Here is a 16230-nt window from a genome sequence, read left to right on the forward strand (position 1 = left end):
GCTTTCCTGTGACTCGGCTTTCCTGTGGTCTCGCTCCGCCCGGCCCCCGCTCACAGGGGCTGGACGCGCACCCCGTCGGGTGAGGCGAGGACCAGCGTGTGATCCGGTACGGCCTGCCAGCCGGGCCGGTCGTCCAGCGGCTCGCTCGCCACGAGCACGCCGTCGGGCGGGTGGCCGTCGAGGCGGACGAAGAGCGTGTCGCCCCAGGCGGTCGCGGCGATCGACGTACCGTCGCAGGCGAGCAGGTTCAGCCGGGCGCGGGGATCCTTCAGCCCGGCGCGGGTGACGATCTCCGCGAGGGCCTCGCCGAGCGGATCGCCCGCCCGTCGCCTGAGGAACACCGCGGCGGCGAGCCACGCGGAGTCGCAGGAGCTCTCCGCGTCGTCGGCGAGCTCCCCGACCGCCTCCCGCGCGACGCGGCCGTTGTGGCTGAGCAGCCACGACCCGTCGGTGAAGGGCGCGGTCGCGGTCTCCTCGATCGGCATCCCGGCGCTGGCCGACCGCACGGCGGCCAGCATGCAGCCGGAGCGGGCGGTCCGCGCGAGGCCCGCCAGGTTGGCGTCCGTCCAGGCGGGGATCGTCCGGCGGTAGCGGACCGGCTCCGCGCGGGCGGCGTCGTACCAGCCCATGCCGAAGCCGTCGGCGTTGATCGTGCCGTGGCGCTGCAGGAGCGGGGCGTAGGACTGCCGTAGCAGGCCGTGGACCGGCTCGTGGATCAGCGAGGCGAGGGTGCGGGGAGCACCCAGCCATGACGCGTGGCGGCACATCTACTCTCGCTCCGCCGAGCGTCCCGGTGCGTGGCCCGGTGAGTGGCCCGGTGCGTGGCCCGTGGAACCTGGGGAGTGTCCCGGAGAGTGTTCGGGGGAGGCCGAGCGGGCGCACCGGAAGCCGGAGAAGATCTGCCTGCGGGCCGGGCGGTCCCAGTTCCTGAACGTGGTGCGGACCACGGCCGGGTCGGACGCCCAGGACCCGCCGCGCAGCACCCGGTAGTGCGAGCCGAAGAACACCTCGCTGTACTCGCGGTAGGGGAAGCTGCGGAAGCCGGGGTGGGGCAGGAACCACGAGCCGGTCCACTCCCACACGTCACCGATCATCTGCTCGGCGCCGCAGGGACTCGCTCCCGAGGGGAAGGCGCCGAGCGGCGCGGGCCGCGCCGCCAGGTGCCCGAGGTTCGCCACGCCGGGCCCGGGGGTGCCGTCGCCCCACGGATACGTACGCGACCGCCCGGCCTCGGCGTCCCAGCCGCAGGCCTTCTCCCACTCGGCCTCGGTGGGCAGCCGCCGTCCCGCCCACCGGGCGTAGGCGTCGGCCTCGTACCAGCACACGTGTTGTACGGGTTCGTCCATGGGGACGGGCTCGGTCCTGCCGAAACGGGTACGCCACCAGGTGTCGCCGTCCCTGGTCCAGAACAGCGGGGCGAAGGCGCGGGTCCGCCGCAGCCAGCGCAGACCGTCCGGGGCCCACCAGCGGGGGTCGTCGTAGCCGCCGTCCTCGATGAAGTCCGCGTACGCGCGGTTGCCGACGGGCAGCCTGTCGATCCAGTAACCGGGCAGGTCGAGCTGGTGGGCGGGGCGCTCGTTGTCGTAGGCCCACGGCTGGGTGTCGGTGCCCATCATGAAGGGGCCCGCGGGGACGAACACCTCGTCGGCGCCGCGCGTCCGCCAGGACCCGCCGGGCGGCAGGTCGCCGTCGCGGACCAGGCCCGGCCGTCCCGACAGCTGCAGGGTGGCGAGCATCGTCTCGTCGTGCTGGTGCTCGTGCTGGATCACCAGGCCGAAGACGAAGCCGTACCGCCGCAGGGGGTCGGGGTCGTGCAGGTCGACCGTGTCCAGGACGTCCAGCACCCGGCCGCGCACGCCCTCGATGTAGTGGCGCGCCTCCACCGGTCCCAGGATGGGCAGGGACGGGCGGTCCGCGCGCGGGTGCTTGAACGCGTCGTACAGCTCGTCGATCTCCGGGCGGAGCGGGGTGATCCCGCCTACCTGCCGCAGCACCCACAGTTCCTCGTAGTTGCCCACGTGGGCGAGATCCCACACCAGCGGCGACATCAGCGGCGAGTGCTGCGTGACCAGCAGGTCGTCCTCGGCGTCGGTGTAGGCGGTGGAGCGGTTCCGCGCGGCGGTCAGCTCGGCGGCGATCCGTTCCTTGAAGTCGCTCATCAGATACCTCCAGCGTGGGGACCCCGGGTTTTCCGACCCGGGCTCCCGGTCCGGAACGGTCAGGTCATGGTCCGGTTCCGGGAAGGACTCAGATCCGTCCCTCCTCGGCCAGCCAGTCCGGCAGGCGCCCTCCCGGTCCCCTCGTCAGATCCAGCAGGTCCGCGGCCGGGGCGCGGCCGGGTGTCACGTGGCGGTCGGCGAACGCGGCGACCTCGCAGACCAGGGACGGGGGCGCCCCCAGCCGGGGCAGCGCCGAGAGGGCGGCACGGAAACAGGCGCGGGCGGCCCTGCGCAGCGGGGGATCCGACAGGCCGTGGCGCGCCGCCGCCGACCACATCCCCGCGTACGGTTCGGCCGCGGCCAATGCCGCGTCGGCCGCGCGGTCGTCCATCACCAGGGCGTGGGTCACCGCCGCGCACACCGGCCAGTTCGCCGGGTGCTGGGCGTCGAGGTAGCGGATCTCCAGCCAGCCGCGCGGCCGTACGGGCGGGAAGAGCGTCGTGGCGTGGTAGTTCAGGTCCGCCAGGGTCGGCGGATGCTCGGACGAGGCCAGCCGGTCGCGGAAGGTCGAGCCGTCGAGGACCGGGCGGTACGGCTCCGCGCCGTTCCCGTTCCCGCCGCTCCCCGTGGTGCCACGCACGGCCATGAGACGGGCGTCGAGCAGGTACTCGGTCCAGGCGGCGCCGGGGTCTACGCTCGCCGGGACGGCGGCCGTCCGGGTGCGGTCGAGCCGTTCCCACACCGCCTGGCGCCCCGACATCCACCCGCACGGCCGGCCCTCGCTGAGCGGCGAGTTCGCGAAGGCCGCCACGAGGACGGGCCCCAGCAGGTGGGCGCGTTCCCAGCGCACCGCGGGCCGGTCGCCCAGGTCCAGGTTGACCTGGATCGACGCCGTCGAGCACATCATCAGCGACCCGTACGGCGTGCCGAGGAACCGCGCCATCACCTCGTACCTGGGCAGGCGCAGCTGCCGCCTGGCCGGGCGCAGCGGGTCGAGACCCACCCCGCCCAGCGCGAGGCCGGCGTCCCGCAGCGCCCGGCGCACGGCGTCCACGTCGGCGGTGAGGAGGGCGATCGCGCCCGGCAGCGAGCCGGGCGGCCCGGAGAGCTCCAGCTGGCCTCCCGGTTCGAAGGTCACCAGGCTGCCGCCCGGCAGCGGTGGCAGGGCGTCGGTGATCCTGGCCATCGGGACCTGCCGGGCGGGAGCCGTGCGGTCGTACACCAGGAACTCCAGCTCGACCCCGACCTGGTCGCCGGGAGAGCCGTGGAAGCAGCGTCGCGCGAAGGTCTCCACATCGGAGGCGTTCCGGATCAGTGTGTCCTCGGTCGCCAGACCGGTCATCCCCATCCCCTTTCGCCTGATATATCCAGATGTGTACGGATTTATAGAGTCGCGAGGCACCGAGGCGTTACAGGGAGGGCTGCCGGGAGGCCGGGGGGGCGGGTCGCCCCGGCGAGGAGCGGGGCGAGCCTGGGCGGGACGGTGTTCCGGGAGGTGGTGTCCCCAGCGGCTCAGGAGGTGCGCCGCCTGGCGCGGAAGGCGGCCAGCAGCCGGTCGCGCGTACCCTCCGGCAGGCTCCCCGGCCGCGACGGGCCGGGGGCGGCACCGGGAGCTTCGGGAGCGTCGGTGGTGACGGCGCTGCCGGGGGCGCCGGGGGTGCCGGGAGTGTGAGGACGCGGGTCGTCGGCCTCAGCGGCCTCAGCGGTCTCGGCGGCCTCGTCGGCCTCGGTGTCGGCTTCGGCGTTGGCGTCGGCGGCGGTGTGGAGCCGGCCGGGAGGTCCGGTGGTCCGGAGATGGCCGAGAGCCTCGACGGTGACGCGGAACTGGCCGAGATAGCGCTCGCAGCCCTCGCAGCCGCCCAGGTGCTCCTCGAACCGGCGCCGGGTGGGCTCGTCGAGCTCGCCCTCCATGAAGGCGGTGACGAGTTCCACCGCCTCCTCGCAACTGAACCGCTTCAGAACCTTGACCACCTCACCATCCCGACAACCGGATCCGTAGCCGAACCTGGCGTGCCGGCCGCGTTACGCCGGCCGTCTCGCCGTCTCGAAGTAGTCCTCCAGCCGCCCGCGCACCGCCGTCCTGGCACGGTGCAGCAGGACGCGCTGGTTGGCGGCGGAGATCCCCAGGATCTCGCAGACCTCCTCGGAGGTGCAGCCCTCGACGTCGCGGAGCGTGATCACGGTGCGCTGCCTGATCGGCAGCTCGGCCAGGGCGGCGGCGATCCGGTCGCGCACCTCGGCGGCGAGCACCTCGCTCTCCGGAGTCGGCCAGGCGGCGGGAAAATCCTGCCAATGTCCCGGGAAGGGGTCGTCCGTCCCCTGGAAACGCGAGCGGTCGACGGTCTGGCTCTCCCGCTCGAAGGCGCTGCTCCAGGGCACCGTACGGTGCTCGCGCAGGCCTCGCCTCCTGGCCGTGTTGACCAGGATCCGGTAGACCCAGGTCTTCACCGACGAGCGGCCCTCGAAGGCCTCGATGCCCCGGATCACCGCCAGCCAGGTGTCCTGCACGACCTCCTCCGCCGAGTCGTTGGTGGACACGTGCGCGCGGGCCAGCCACAGCATCCCCCGCGACCAGGTGTCCAGCAGCGTCGTGAACATCGCCTCATCCCCGGCGCGCAGGGCCGCGACGACGACATCGTCCGAGGGCAACGTGCCGTCTGCGAAGGACCTCACGGTCGCCTCCTCCCGGTGGGGCATCTGGAAGATCCATGGCCTGACGCGCGCGGTCGATGCGCGGCGCTCGCGGGTCGTCGTGGCGACGCGGCGCTCCGTTCGGCATCCCGGTCGTCGTGGCACCCTCCCGGCCGAGAATGCCGCCGGGAGAAATGGTGGCTCTGGGATGAAATTCCCGTTCTGACCTGGTTCGACACCTTTTCGTACGCGGCCTGAGTGGCGCCGGATTCGTGCGGTCGCCGGGCCCGCAAGATCCAAGTTGGATCCAAGCCCATTGCAAGATCACATCGTCAGGCTCCGGGAGCACAGGGAAAGTTCATGACGAAGGAAAGAGGTTGAGACGATGACCATTCGCATCGACGATCTGCCGGGCACGGCCGCGCTGTCCGACGACGCGCTGGACACCGTCATCGGCGGACGCGAGCCGATGACCCCGCCCAGCCCCAAGGTGTGCACCTCCATCAACAACGGCCAGCCGGATCAGTGCTACGACTACTCGTACTAGAGGAACCCGGGTGGCATCCGTGCGGACGCACGGGTGCCACCCGTCTTTCATATGGAGAACGCCGTGATCCTGATACTCAGTGAGAAGAGCGACCCGGGGGTCAACCTCGTCCTGCCCAAGCTCGTCGAGCGCGGCGTCGAGGTGTACTGGTGGGACCCCGGCGACTACCCCGCCGCCGCCCGGATCACCTCCCGGCTGGTCGGCGGAGCGTGGCGGCACACGCTGGTGACGGAGGACGCGGAGATCGACTCCTCGGTCGTCAGCACCGTCTGGGTGCGCCGCCCCGGGCGGCCGCGGGCGGCGTCGACCGTCGAGGATCCCGGCTACCGCGACTTCGTGGAGAAGATGGGGCGGGTCTACCTCGCCGGCTGGGAGGACACGTTCGACGCCCGCTGGTTTCCCGCCCGCCCGGGTGTCCAGACGCACGCCGAGAACAAGCTGGTCAACCTCGCCGCCGGGGCCAGGCTCGGCTTCACCGTGCCCGCGACCACCTTCACCAACGACCCCGAGGGGCTGGCCGGGGCGTGGGCGGAGACGGAGGGCCGGCTCATCGCCAAGGAGATCGGGTTCGTGCCGTACAAGCTCGACGGGAGGGGCCACAGCTTCTACACCACGCCGCTCACCCGGCGGCACCTCACCAGCCGCCACCGCCTGGCGCACACCCCCGTGATCCTCCAGCCGAGGATCGAGAAGGCCGTGGAACTGCGGATCACCGTCGTGGGCGAGCGGGTCTTCACCGCGGAGATCCACTCCCAGGGGTCGCGGATGACCCGCGAGGACTTCCGCCACTACGAAGGAAACTTCACCGAGTACGCCGTCCACGACCTGCCCGAGGACGTGGAACGGCGCTGCGTCGAGCTGGTCGGGTCGCTGGGCCTGGCCTTCGGCTGCATCGATGTGATCGTCACCCCGGAAGGCGAGTACGTGTACCTGGAACTGAACGCCAACGGTCAGTGGGGATGGCTGGAAGAGTTCACCGACCTGCGCATCTCCGACGCGGTCGCCGACTGGCTGGCCGCCGGAGAGCGCCCGGCCGTCCAGGAGGTGCCCGCGTGACCCGCTACCCGGAGACGCTCGCCGCGGCCGTCGAGCTGCTGCGCGGGCTGCCGCGCCACCGCGACGCCGTGCCCGGCGCGCGCACGACCGTGGCCGCCTGGCGCGCCGCCCACCCCGGCTCCCGCGCCCAGCTCGTCGTGGACGTACGGCCGGGCACGCCGATGGTCGACTACGACCTGCTCATCGACCATCCGGACGGCGGCACCGTCGCGGTCACCGCGTCCGTCGAGGACGGTGTCCCGTGGACGGTCGACCACTCCGCCCACTGGGCGGCGAGCAAGGTACTGAGCGTGGACGGTCAGGAGCTGTCGGTGCAGACGGCCCTGCTCACGATGCGGGCCTACGGTGAGCGCGACCGGACACTGCACGACGACCTGATCGACTACTGCCTCCTCGCGCTGGAGACCTGGGAGGAGGAGGCGCCGTCCGAGGAGGATCTGCAGCGAGCGTCCGACGACTTCCGGCTGCGGCGCGGGCTGCACAGCCGGGCCGACATGCTGCGGTGGCTGGAGGAGGTCGGCCTGACCCCCGAGGCGTACCGGAACCACCTGTACTCCCTGGCCAGGGCGAGCCGGTTCAGGGGCCGCAAGGAGAAGGAGTCGGCCGGAGCCTACTTCGAGGCGCACGCCGCGGACTTCGACCACGTGTCGGCCACGTGGGCGGTCGGTCCCGAGTCCGGCCTCGCCGTGCTGGCCGGCCGGGACGACCCCTTCGCGGCGCTGGCCGACGCCGTGGCCCGTCCCTCGGGGGAGCTGACCGTCCGGGTGGCCGAGCGGGCCGCGGCCGAGCTGCCCGAGCCGCTGCGCGACGCCGCCGAGGGGGTGGCGGTCGGTCCGGTGCCGTACCGGGACGCGTTCCTCTTCGGCGCCGTACGCCACCGCCGCCCCGCCCGGCCCGACGCCGCGACGCTCGCGGCGGCGGGCCGGGCCGCGTTCTCCGCCTTCATGGCCGGACGGCGGGCCGAGGCGAACATCGAGTGGTACTGGCTCTGAGCGCGGCACCCCCTCGCGGGCCGGTCCGGTGGGCCGGTCAACCGGTCCCGAAGGGGTGCCCGCCGGGGAGGAGCGCCAGTACGTCCTCCAGTCCGGGCGGCTCCGGCCAGCCCGCGGGCCCTCCGGCGCCGGAGGGCCCGGAACCGGGCGTCCGGGAGCCACGCGGACCGGCACCGTACGGACCGGCATCGTACGGACCGGAGAGGCCGAGGATCGCGCAGGCCAGCCAGTGCTCGCCCGGCTCGTGCTCGCCGCGCAGCGTGGGGATGACCGTACGCGGGACGACGACGTTCGTCCCCGGCAGGGGACGGACCAGTTCCCCGGCCCTTCCCGTTCCGAGGGGCCCGCCCGAGGGCCCGCCGAGGTCCTCGATCACGCACAGCCCGGCGGGGGAGTCGAGGCGGGCGTGCCCCGGGCCCTCGGCGACACGGTGCGCGACGGGGTCGCGGTCGACCGCGAACGCCCCCTCGGCCGACAGCAGCCCCCGCCCCGACCGTACGCGGTGCACCCGCACGTGCCACGGGGAGCGGGGGAGCAGCCAGGTGTCGACCTCCACGTCCGGCCACGGCTCCCACCGGGCGTGCAGCAGGCCGTCGCGCACGGAGAGGTCCCCGGGCGCCTCGCAGGGCCGCCAGTGCGTCCCGTCGTCGCTCAGGGCCAGGGTGCCGTCGAAGGCGCCCTGCTCCAGTCCCCACGAACCGGCGGGCACGCTGAACCCGAAGGACGTCGAGTAGGCGAACTTGGCGTACTTCGCCGGGCCGTGCCGCACCCACGCGTTGTGCTGCCCCGCGCTCAGCATGACGACCTGCCGGCCCTCCTCGCACCGCATCAGCGCGACCCCGGCCTCGGGCTGCAGGCTGGTCTCGGGCAGCTCCCGCGCGGGCTCCTCGCCCGCCGCCCAGAAGGGGTGGTCGTCGGCGAGCGCGAGCGGCAGGAACGCCTTCATCGCCCAGTACGGGGAGCCGGGGGCGTTGTACTGCTCGGCGAGGGCGGGCTGGGCGTAGCCGTACCCCAGGGTCAGCAGGCCCGAGGCGTCGCGGAGCGGCCGGCGCAGCCACCAGCGCAGGTGCCGCATGAGGTGGCCCCGCACCTCGCCCCACGGCAGGGCCTCGACCCCCGCGAAGCCCAGGGCGCCCCAGAAGGCCCCCTGCGCGAAGCGGTAGGTCAGGCTCCGGCCGAAGGGCACGGCGGCCCCGTCCGAGGTGAACCAGTGCTGGAAGTCGAGCGCGAACGCCGCCGCCCGCCCGCGCAGGCGCTCCGCGCGGGCGGGATCGCGGTCTCCGGCCAGGGCGGCGTAGACCAGGCCGTAGAAGTGCATCGCGAAGGGGACGTAGTAGTCGCGCTGCGCGGTGGGGCCGTCGCTGTACCAGCCGCGGCCCAGGGCGAAGGACTCCAGGCGCTCCAGCCGGGCGTGGTTGGGCCCGGGGTCGAAGCGCACCCCGACCCGGTCCAGCCCGAGCCCCACCAGCACGGGGAAGAACCGCCAGTTGTTGTCGGCGGTCTCGCGGGTCATCGCGTGGAGCAGCCAGGCGGCGAGGTTGTCCCGCTCCGCGCCGCTCAGCGGGTCCCACACGGCCTCGGGGGCGAGGGCGAGCGCCAGACCGATCGCGGCGGTCTCCACCAGCCGCTGGTCGACGTCGGTCGCCGCCCCCCAGAACTCCTCGTGCCCGGGGTCGGTCCCGGCGGCGAGACCGCGCCGCCACAGCTCCCAGTGCCCGAAGGAGGCCCCTCCGGCCGCCAGCGGGGCGAGCCCCCACAGCGGGCGGGCGAACGCCTCCAGCTCGGCGGCCTCGTCGCCGTAGAGGGCCGCGTTCGCCCCGAGCCGCAGGCGCGCCCGCCCGGGGCTGAAACGGGGGACCAGCGGCTCGACCAGCTCGGTCGCGAGCCGGCGCATGTCCTCGCGGTCGCGCATCGCCCCGCCCGCACCTGACGAACCCTCGCGGTCGCGCGCCGCCCGGCTCGCGGCCGGTGGATCCTCGCGGTCGTACGGCGCCCCGCCCGCAGCCAGCGGAGGGGTCAACTCTTGAGCCCGGTGAACGCGATCCCCTGCATGATGCGGCGCTGGAAGATCAGCAGCACCACGATGACCGGGATGACCGCGAGGGCCGCGCCCGCCATGATGTAGTACGCCCGCCCGGACTCGCTGCTGGCCAGCTGCTGCAGGGCCAGCGGCAGCGTGTAGAGCTCGGGGTCGTTGAGCACCACCAGCGGCCAGACCAGGTCGTTCCAGTGGAAGATGAAGCTGGTGATCGTCACGACCGCCAGCACCGGCTTCGACAGCGGGATGATGATGCGCCAGAAGATCTGCATCCGTCCCGCGCCGTCGATGCGGGCCGCCTCCTCCAGCTCGGAGGGCAGCGACATGAAGAACTGGCGCAGCAGGAAGATGTCCAGCACCGAGGCCACGTTGGGCAGGATCAGGCCCCACCCGGAGTCGAACATGCCGAGCGCCTGGGTGACGTGGATGCGCGGCACCAGCAGCGTGATCGTGGGGACCATCATGCCCGCGAGCAGGACGACGAACAGCTTGTCCCGGCCGGGGAAGGGGATCCTGGCGAAGGCGTAGGCGGCCAGCGCGTCCACGAGGAGCTTGGCCGGGACCAGGATCAGGCAGACCCAGACGCTGTTGACGAACGCCTGGCCCAGCCCGCTGACCTGCAGGACGTGCTCGTAGTTCTCCAGGGTGGGGGAGAACTCGCCGGTCTTGCGGTCGAGCGGCAGCAGGCTGGGCACCTTGGTGTAGACGTCCGAGCCGTGCTTGAACGAGGTCGCCAGCATCCACAGGAACGGGACGACCGACACCAGGGCCAGCAGTACCAGCGCGATGTAGATGGGCGCGAGCCGTACGTTCCTCGCGGCCTTCACGACGCCTCCTGCTTGACGAACTTGAACTGCAGCGCAGTAATGATCATGATGAAGACGAACAGGATGAACGACATCGCGCAGGCGGCGCCCATCGCGTCGTAGCGGAACGCGAACAGGTACAGGTGCAGGACGTAGGTCAGGCCCGACTGCTCGGGGCCGCCGGTGACGCTTCTGCCGCCGCCGCCCGAGAAGATCACGTACACCAGGCCGAAGACCTGGAGCGCCGCGATCACGCCGGTGACCAGGAGGTAGAAGGTGGTGGGCCGCAGCATCGGCATGACGATCTTCCGGAACCGCTGGAAGGGACCCGCGCCGTCGATGATCGCGGCCTCGCGGATCGAGTCGGGGATGCCCTTCAGCCCGGCGAGATAGATGATCATCGAGATGCCGCACTGCCAGGCGGCGATGAACGACAGTGCCGGGATGACCAGGTCCGGGGTGTTGAGCCAGTTCTGCGGCGGGATGCCGACCAGTCCGATCATGGTGTTGACCAGGCCGTACTGCGGGTCGTAGAGCCACCGCCAGATGGCGCCCACGGCCGCCTCGGCGGTCACGACCGGCAGGAAGAGCAGCAGCCGGAACATGTTGGAACCACGGCGGATCGCGTTGATCAGCAGCGCCTGGACGAGGGCGGTGCCCAGCGTCAGCGGCACGGCGATCACCGTGTACAGCAGGGTGACCTGGATCGACTTCCAGAAGTGCGGATACTTCACGTCGTCGAACAGCAGGTCGGTGTAGTTGGCCAGGCCCACCCAGTTCGGCGCCGTCCGCAGGTTCCAGTCGGTGAAGCTGTAGTAGAGGGCGGCCAGGGCGGGGTAGAGCAGGAAGATGACGAAGTAGATCACCGCGGGGGCGATCAGCAGCCACCCGATGACGTGGTCGCGTCGCCCGAACCCCGGGCGACGGCGCCGCCGCCCGGGAGGAGGCGTCACGGCGGGCTTGTTAGCCAGCACCGGAGATGCCACGTTTGCCTCGCTTTCGCGTTAGCCGTTCCACTTGAGCAGCGCGCGCGTCTTGTTCGCGGCCTCGGTCAGTGCCTCCTGGGAGGTGACCTTGCCGCTCAGCGCCGACTCCAGGGCGGGTGCGATGATCTCGTCGTTGATCTGGATCCACTCCGGCAGGGCGGGCCTGGCCTGGGCGACCTTGAGCTGCTCCAGGAACGCCGCCTGGTCGGGCCCGAACGTGGCCGCGTCCCGCTCGGCCGCCTCGATGTTCGTCGGGAAGCCGCCCAGCGCCTGCGCCAGCGTGGTGTTGTTCTGGGCGTTCGTCAGGAAGGTCAGCCACTTCCACGCCAGCTCGGCGTTCTTGCCCTTGCTGAAGACCACCGCGTTCTCGCCGCCGATGTTGCCGGAGGGCTCGGTCTTGTACGGCAGCGGGGCGGTGCTGAACTCCAGGTCGGGGAAGTCCGCCTTGATGGTGGCCACGTCCCACGGGCCGGAGATCATCATTCCGGCGAGGCCGTTCTCGAAGGGCTTGTCCGAGTCGGTGATCTGCCGGGGCGACGAGGGCAGCAGGTCGACCCAGAGCTGGAGCGCGTCGACTCCGGGCTGCTGGTCGAACAGGATCTTCTTGCTCTTCTCGTCGACGAGGGATCCTCCGGCGCCGCCGAGGAAGCCCGGCCACATCCAGCCGCCGTAGCCGTCACCCTTCGGCACCACCATGCCCGCGATCTTCGAGTCGGCCTGGTGGATCTTCGCGGCGGTCGCCTTGAGCTCGTCCCAGGTCTTGGGAGGCGTCGGCACCAGCTTCTTGTTGTAGAAGAGCGCAACCGCGGTGTGGTCGAGCGGCAGCCCGTAGAGCTTGTCGTTCACCTTGTTGGTGTTGAGGGCGCCCTCGTAGTAGATCTTCTCGTCGACCGTACCGGCGGGCACCTCCTTGATGGTGCCGTCCAGCGCGTACCTGGCGACCAGCGGCTGGTCCAGGATGCCGACGTCCGGGACGGTCCCGGCGGCGACGGCGCTGCCCAGCTTGGTGTTGTAGTCGTCCTTGGGGATCTTGACGATCTTGACGGTGACGTTGTTGGCCTTCTCGAAGTCGGTGCGCAACTTCTCGACGACCTCCCCCGCCTGCGGGGTGCGGTCCTGGAACATCCAGTAGGTCAGTGTCGTGGCCTCCGAGGCCGTCCCGTTGTCGCCGCCGCAGGCGACGAGTCCGGCGAGCAGTGCCATACCGGCCGCAGCCCCTGTGACTCTCCTGATCATTTCTTCCTCCTGATGGGGGGTGCAACGGACGATAATGTAAGATGTGAAAAAAGTTCAGTCCCCTTAAGAAACGCTTTGGTAACACGGAGGAAAGACGGACGTCGGTCACCCGTGGGGCAGGGGTCGTCCAGGGGCCCGGCGGGCCGGACGAAGATCTTTCAATTCTCAATTACCATGTGCCGTGACATGGGGAGGTGGGCCATCGTGAGGCCCGAGCGCAGGACGGTCCGCGACGTGCGCAAGGGCAACCGGGCCATGCTCCTGCGGACTCTATACTTCAACGGCCCCGTGACGCGCAACGAGCTGACCAGGCTCACCGGCCTCAGCGCCGCCACGGTCAGCAGCATGACGGGCGACCTCCTCGCCGAGAACATCGTCGTCGAGGCCGGACAGGCCGAGTCCGACGGCGGCCGCCCCCGCGCCATCCTCCGCGTCAACCCCGTGTACGGCCACGTGGTCGGCGTCGACGTCGCCGAGACCCACGTGCGCGTCGAGCTGTTCGACCTCGGGATGAACGAGCGGGCCAGGGTCGAGTACGCCCTGCGTCCGGCCGGGCACCAGATCGAGCTCGTGGTGCGCCACATCCTCGCCGGGGTCGAGGTCGTCCTCGACGACGCGGGCGTCCCGTCCCGCCAGGCCCTCGGCGTCGGCGTGGGCGTTCCCGGCATCGTCGAGGACGGTCCCGACGCGCTCATCCACACCAGGACCTTCGGCTGGGACGGCGTTCCCATGGGAGCGCTCCTACGCGCGGGCACCACGCTCCCGCTGTTCGTCGAGAACGGCGCCAAGGCGCTGGGCCGCGCCGAGCTGTGGCCCGACCCCCGCCGCCGTGACGGCGCCGCCCCGGACCGCGGATCCGGTGACGCGGTGATCGTGCTGATCGGCTCCGGCGTCGGGGCCGCCATCGTCTCCGACAGCGTGACCTTCCGCGGCGTGAGCAGCAGCGCGGGGGAGTGGGGCCACACCAAGATAGTGGTGAACGGCCGGGCCTGCCGGTGCGGCGGGCGCGGCTGCCTGGAGGCCTACATCGGGGCCGAGGGCATCCTCGACCGCGCCGGGGTGCCCACCCGGACGACCGACTGGCAGGCCGAGCTGGCCGCGCTGGTGGAGTCCGGGTCGCCGGTGATCGCCGAGACCGTCACCTACCTGGGCATCGGCCTGTCCAACCTGATCAACCTCATCAACCCCGAGCGGATCGTCATCGGCGGCTGGCTCGGGCTCCTGCTCGGCCGGCACCTGCTCGACGACATCCGCGCCGCCTCGGCGGAGAACTCCCTGCCCCGGCCGTACGCGGCGACCTCCATCGTCATGGGCCGCCTCGGCCCCGACGCCGTGGCCCACGGGGCCGCCACCCTCGTGCTGGACGAGTTCCTGAACGCCCACCCCGCCGCGAGGATCCCCGCGCCCCGCTGACCGGGAGAGCGGCCAGAGAGAGCGGCCGGGGGAGACCTCGCCCGTCCGGCACCTGGAGACCGAGGGGGCGCGATGTCCCGCCCCGCGCGCTGGAGGCCGCCCGGGTGGGCCGTGGGGGGGGCGGCCGGGAACCGCCGGGGTGACACGGGGCGGGTGCCTGTTAGATCCCGTTTGCCCAGGTGAGAGCCTTAAAGTATGAGATATTCAGACAGGGGTGGCGGGCTGTCCGCGCAGGAGCGGGAGAGGCGCGAGAGGCTGCGGTTCCGGGCCGCCGACATGTTCGCGGGGGAGATCGCGCCGGCGCGGGTGGCCCGGCTGCTGGGAATCACCCGGAAGTCCGCCTACGAGTGGTACGCGCTCTGGCGGCGGGGCGGCAGGGCGGCGCTGGTCTCCAAGGGGTCCGGCAGCGGCCGCAAGCTCACCGACGAGCAGCTGGCCCGGCTGGAGCAGGCCCTGGAGGAGGGCGCCGCCGCCCACGGCTGGGACGACAGCCGCTGGACCACCGAGCGCGTCGCCGCGCTGATCGCGGAGAGGTTCCAGGTCTCCTACACCGCGCGAGGCGTGGCCTATCTGCTGGACCGGCTGGAGTGGACCGGCCGCTTCCAGCTGCCGGTGCGCCGGACCGCGCGGCGCCCGGGACGACAGGAAGGGCGATAGGCGGCTACGGCAGGCGTGCGGTAGGTAGCGAGACGGGCGGCGCGGCAGGCGGTGCGACGGGGTGGCGCGTTGGGCGGTGCGGCAGGCGGTACCGGGTGGCGCGGTAGGCGGCGCGCTGGGCGGTGCGGCGGATGGTACGGGGTGGCGCGACAGGCGGTGCGGAGTGGTGCGATGGTCGGCGTGGCAGGCGGTGCGACGGGTGGCGCTGTGGGCGGGGCTGTGGGCGGGGCGCGGGGCCCCAAGGGAAACGGGCGCGTGATCTCCACTCCGGTGTAACCCCCGCCTTTCCTTTCCGGTCCTTTCCTGCGACGATCCCGGACCAAGGCTTTGTCCTTTCTGGGGTGAAAGTTCTTATGGCTCTGAACTAGCGTCTTACGTGACGTCGATTCAGCATATTTCCTGGAAACTGTTCGGCGCCCTGTAAGTCCTGGCGGCACGCCGGGTTCAACCATCAGACACGGAGTGATTTTTCATGTTCAAGCATGCTCTCGCCGCCGGCACCTTGGTGGCATCCACCCTGATCGTCGGCATGACGGTGGCGGCCCAGCCCGCCGGCGCAAGCGCGGCGCCCCAGCAGGTCGCCTCCCTGTCGGCACTCCCGGCGACCGCCGGCAGCAGCAGCTTCGACCCGTTCAACCCCTTCGGTTTCTACCCTCGCTATTCGCCGTTCGGTCTCTACAACAACTACGTTCCTTTCGGCTTCCGGCCTTTCTACAATCCTGTCGTCTACCGCATCTGGTAAGCCGGAAAACGGTAGAGCACGGTAATGGCCGGGCATGACGGCGCCGGGCGTGGCCGACCACGCCCGGCGCCGTTCGCCGTCACGGTGACGGTGGCGTCACCGCCGCCCGCCGCGGCCCGGCCACGCGATCCGGCCGGGCCGATCGGCGCCGCCCGTACGCCGTCCGGCCGAACGGCTTGAAGACCGAGAGCACCGTGTTGAGCGCGTAGAGGGCGAGCGCGACGCTCGGCGCGACGACCAGGACGCGGTCCACGCCGCCGAGATCCAGGGAGGGCAACTCCGCGGGGAGGGCCTTCGACACCGCGGTGGCGGCCGTCTCGATGTGGGGGCGCAGCGCGAACAGGGACGCGATGACCGCGGCCAGCGTGGTCACCAGCTTGATCAGCACCCAGCGGTACCTGACGAACCCCCATGGCGTGCCCAGGCAGAGCAGGACGCCGGTCAGCAACGCGCCGAGGCCCACCGGGACGATCAGCACGTCACCGAAGACGTCCATCGCCAGGTAGGAGGCCCGCAGCAGCTCCGGATCCCCGGTCGTCAGGGCGGTGATCCCGAGGGTGAGCAACCCCAGGTCGAGCCCGAGCCAGCCGACCGAGAACACCACGTGCAGGGTCAGGACGGTCCTGCGGACCGGAGGCGACATGACCGGCACTAGGCGGCGGGCGGTACGCGGCGCGGTGCGGTCGTCGGAGGGAATGGTCGCGGGCATGGGCGCCTTCCGGGCACGTGCCGCGCCGCGTACCGGCCCCTGCCGCGCGGGCCGCCGAGGGCCAGGAGTGTGGGGAGAACCGGTGAGGCGGCCCGGCGGGAGCGGGACGGGATCGTCATGGTGTCCACTCCACTCTGGCCGGGACCGCCCGCCGGGCCGTCCTCCACCGGATGGCTTCTCACGTACGCCCCCCGTCGTACGAAAACGTCATCCGCGAGGCGCCCGCCTCCGTCCCACGTCGTACGGGATGTTCCCGGG

Annotated in this window: 15 protein-coding genes and 1 pseudogene; 6 read left to right on the top strand and 10 right to left on the bottom strand. The window is 71.8% G+C overall.

Going from position 1 to position 16230, the window contains the following annotated elements; genetic code table 11:
* Positions 1–50: 50 nt before the first annotated feature.
* From egtC to ACSC1Q_RS06185, 5 genes are all read right to left on the bottom strand, one after another.
* Complete coding sequence (gene egtC, locus ACSC1Q_RS06165) at positions 51–767, bottom strand: ergothioneine biosynthesis protein EgtC (RefSeq protein WP_436757670.1); 717 nt, start codon at positions 765–767, stop codon at positions 51–53.
* On the bottom strand, positions 768–2159 hold the full coding sequence (egtB, locus tag ACSC1Q_RS06170) for an ergothioneine biosynthesis protein EgtB (protein ID WP_436757671.1): 1392 nt from the start codon (positions 2157–2159) through the stop codon (positions 768–770). It abuts the gene before it with no gap.
* Positions 2160–2247: 88 nt separating this feature from the next.
* Complete coding sequence (locus tag ACSC1Q_RS06175; protein ID WP_436757672.1) at positions 2248–3501, bottom strand: glutamate-cysteine ligase family protein; 1254 nt, start codon at positions 3499–3501, stop codon at positions 2248–2250.
* Positions 3502–3671: 170 nt separating this feature from the next.
* Entirely contained in the window at positions 3672–4130 is a 459-nt protein-coding gene (locus ACSC1Q_RS06180) for a zf-HC2 domain-containing protein (protein WP_436757673.1), read from the bottom strand.
* A gap of 51 nt (positions 4131–4181) precedes the next feature.
* Positions 4182–4832 carry an RNA polymerase sigma factor gene (locus ACSC1Q_RS06185; protein WP_436757674.1) on the bottom strand — a complete coding sequence of 217 codons (651 nt, stop codon included), beginning with the start codon at positions 4830–4832 and terminating at the stop codon, positions 4182–4184.
* 343 nt (positions 4833–5175) lie between these two features.
* Between ACSC1Q_RS06185 and ACSC1Q_RS06190 the strand changes: the two genes are divergently transcribed.
* The 3 genes from ACSC1Q_RS06190 (at position 5176) to ACSC1Q_RS06200 (ending at position 7385) form a co-directional block, all read left to right on the top strand.
* Entirely contained in the window at positions 5176–5337 is a 162-nt protein-coding gene (locus ACSC1Q_RS06190; protein ID WP_436757675.1) for a hypothetical protein, read from the top strand.
* Between the two features lie 63 nt (positions 5338–5400).
* Complete coding sequence (locus ACSC1Q_RS06195; protein ID WP_436757676.1) at positions 5401–6393, top strand: MvdC/MvdD family ATP grasp protein; 993 nt, start codon at positions 5401–5403, stop codon at positions 6391–6393.
* Positions 6390–7385: a TIGR04500 family putative peptide maturation system protein gene (locus ACSC1Q_RS06200; RefSeq protein WP_436757677.1), complete on the top strand. Its 996-nt coding sequence runs from the start codon at positions 6390–6392 to the stop codon at positions 7383–7385. Before ACSC1Q_RS06195 ends, ACSC1Q_RS06200 begins: the two co-directional genes overlap by 4 nt.
* A gap of 37 nt (positions 7386–7422) precedes the next feature.
* On the opposite strand, the gene ACSC1Q_RS06205 is transcribed toward ACSC1Q_RS06200, so the two are convergent.
* Genes ACSC1Q_RS06205 through ACSC1Q_RS06220 form a run of 4 tightly spaced genes read right to left on the bottom strand, consistent with a single transcriptional unit; the run spans position 7423 to position 12451 of the window.
* Positions 7423–9405 (bottom strand): DUF2264 domain-containing protein, encoded by a 1983-nt coding sequence (locus tag ACSC1Q_RS06205; RefSeq protein ID WP_436757678.1) that lies wholly within the window; start codon positions 9403–9405, stop codon positions 7423–7425.
* Positions 9402–10250: a carbohydrate ABC transporter permease gene (locus ACSC1Q_RS06210; RefSeq protein ID WP_436757679.1), complete on the bottom strand. Its 849-nt coding sequence runs from the start codon at positions 10248–10250 to the stop codon at positions 9402–9404. Before ACSC1Q_RS06210 ends, ACSC1Q_RS06205 begins: the two co-directional genes overlap by 4 nt.
* Positions 10247–11182 (bottom strand): carbohydrate ABC transporter permease, encoded by a 936-nt coding sequence (locus ACSC1Q_RS06215; RefSeq protein WP_436757680.1) that lies wholly within the window; start codon positions 11180–11182, stop codon positions 10247–10249. The genes ACSC1Q_RS06210 and ACSC1Q_RS06215 overlap by 4 nt, the downstream gene beginning before the upstream one ends.
* 51 nt (positions 11183–11233) lie before the next feature.
* Positions 11234–12451, bottom strand: coding sequence for an ABC transporter substrate-binding protein (locus ACSC1Q_RS06220; RefSeq protein ID WP_436757681.1), 1218 nt, complete (start codon positions 12449–12451; stop codon positions 11234–11236).
* 186 nt (positions 12452–12637) lie between these two features.
* Between ACSC1Q_RS06220 and ACSC1Q_RS06225 the strand changes: the two genes are divergently transcribed.
* The 3 genes and pseudogenes from ACSC1Q_RS06225 to ACSC1Q_RS06235 all read left to right on the top strand — a co-directional run bounded on the left by ACSC1Q_RS06225 (position 12638) and on the right by ACSC1Q_RS06235 (position 15263).
* Complete coding sequence (locus ACSC1Q_RS06225) at positions 12638–13864, top strand: ROK family protein (protein ID WP_436757682.1); 1227 nt, start codon at positions 12638–12640, stop codon at positions 13862–13864.
* 195 nt (positions 13865–14059) lie between these two features.
* A pseudogene (locus ACSC1Q_RS06230) lies at positions 14060–14497 on the top strand (winged helix-turn-helix domain-containing protein); the annotation flags it as partial.
* Positions 14498–14993: 496 nt separating this feature from the next.
* Positions 14994–15263 carry a hypothetical protein gene (locus ACSC1Q_RS06235; protein ID WP_436757683.1) on the top strand — a complete coding sequence of 90 codons (270 nt, stop codon included), beginning with the start codon at positions 14994–14996 and terminating at the stop codon, positions 15261–15263.
* A gap of 79 nt (positions 15264–15342) precedes the next feature.
* On the opposite strand, the gene ACSC1Q_RS06240 is transcribed toward ACSC1Q_RS06235, so the two are convergent.
* Positions 15343–15972: a hypothetical protein gene (locus ACSC1Q_RS06240; protein WP_436757684.1), complete on the bottom strand. Its 630-nt coding sequence runs from the start codon at positions 15970–15972 to the stop codon at positions 15343–15345.
* Positions 15973–16230: the final 258 nt, after the last annotated feature.

Source organism: Streptosporangium heterodermiicola, assembly GCF_051390675.1.
Taxonomy (GTDB): Bacteria; Actinomycetota; Actinomycetes; order Streptosporangiales; family Streptosporangiaceae; genus Streptosporangium.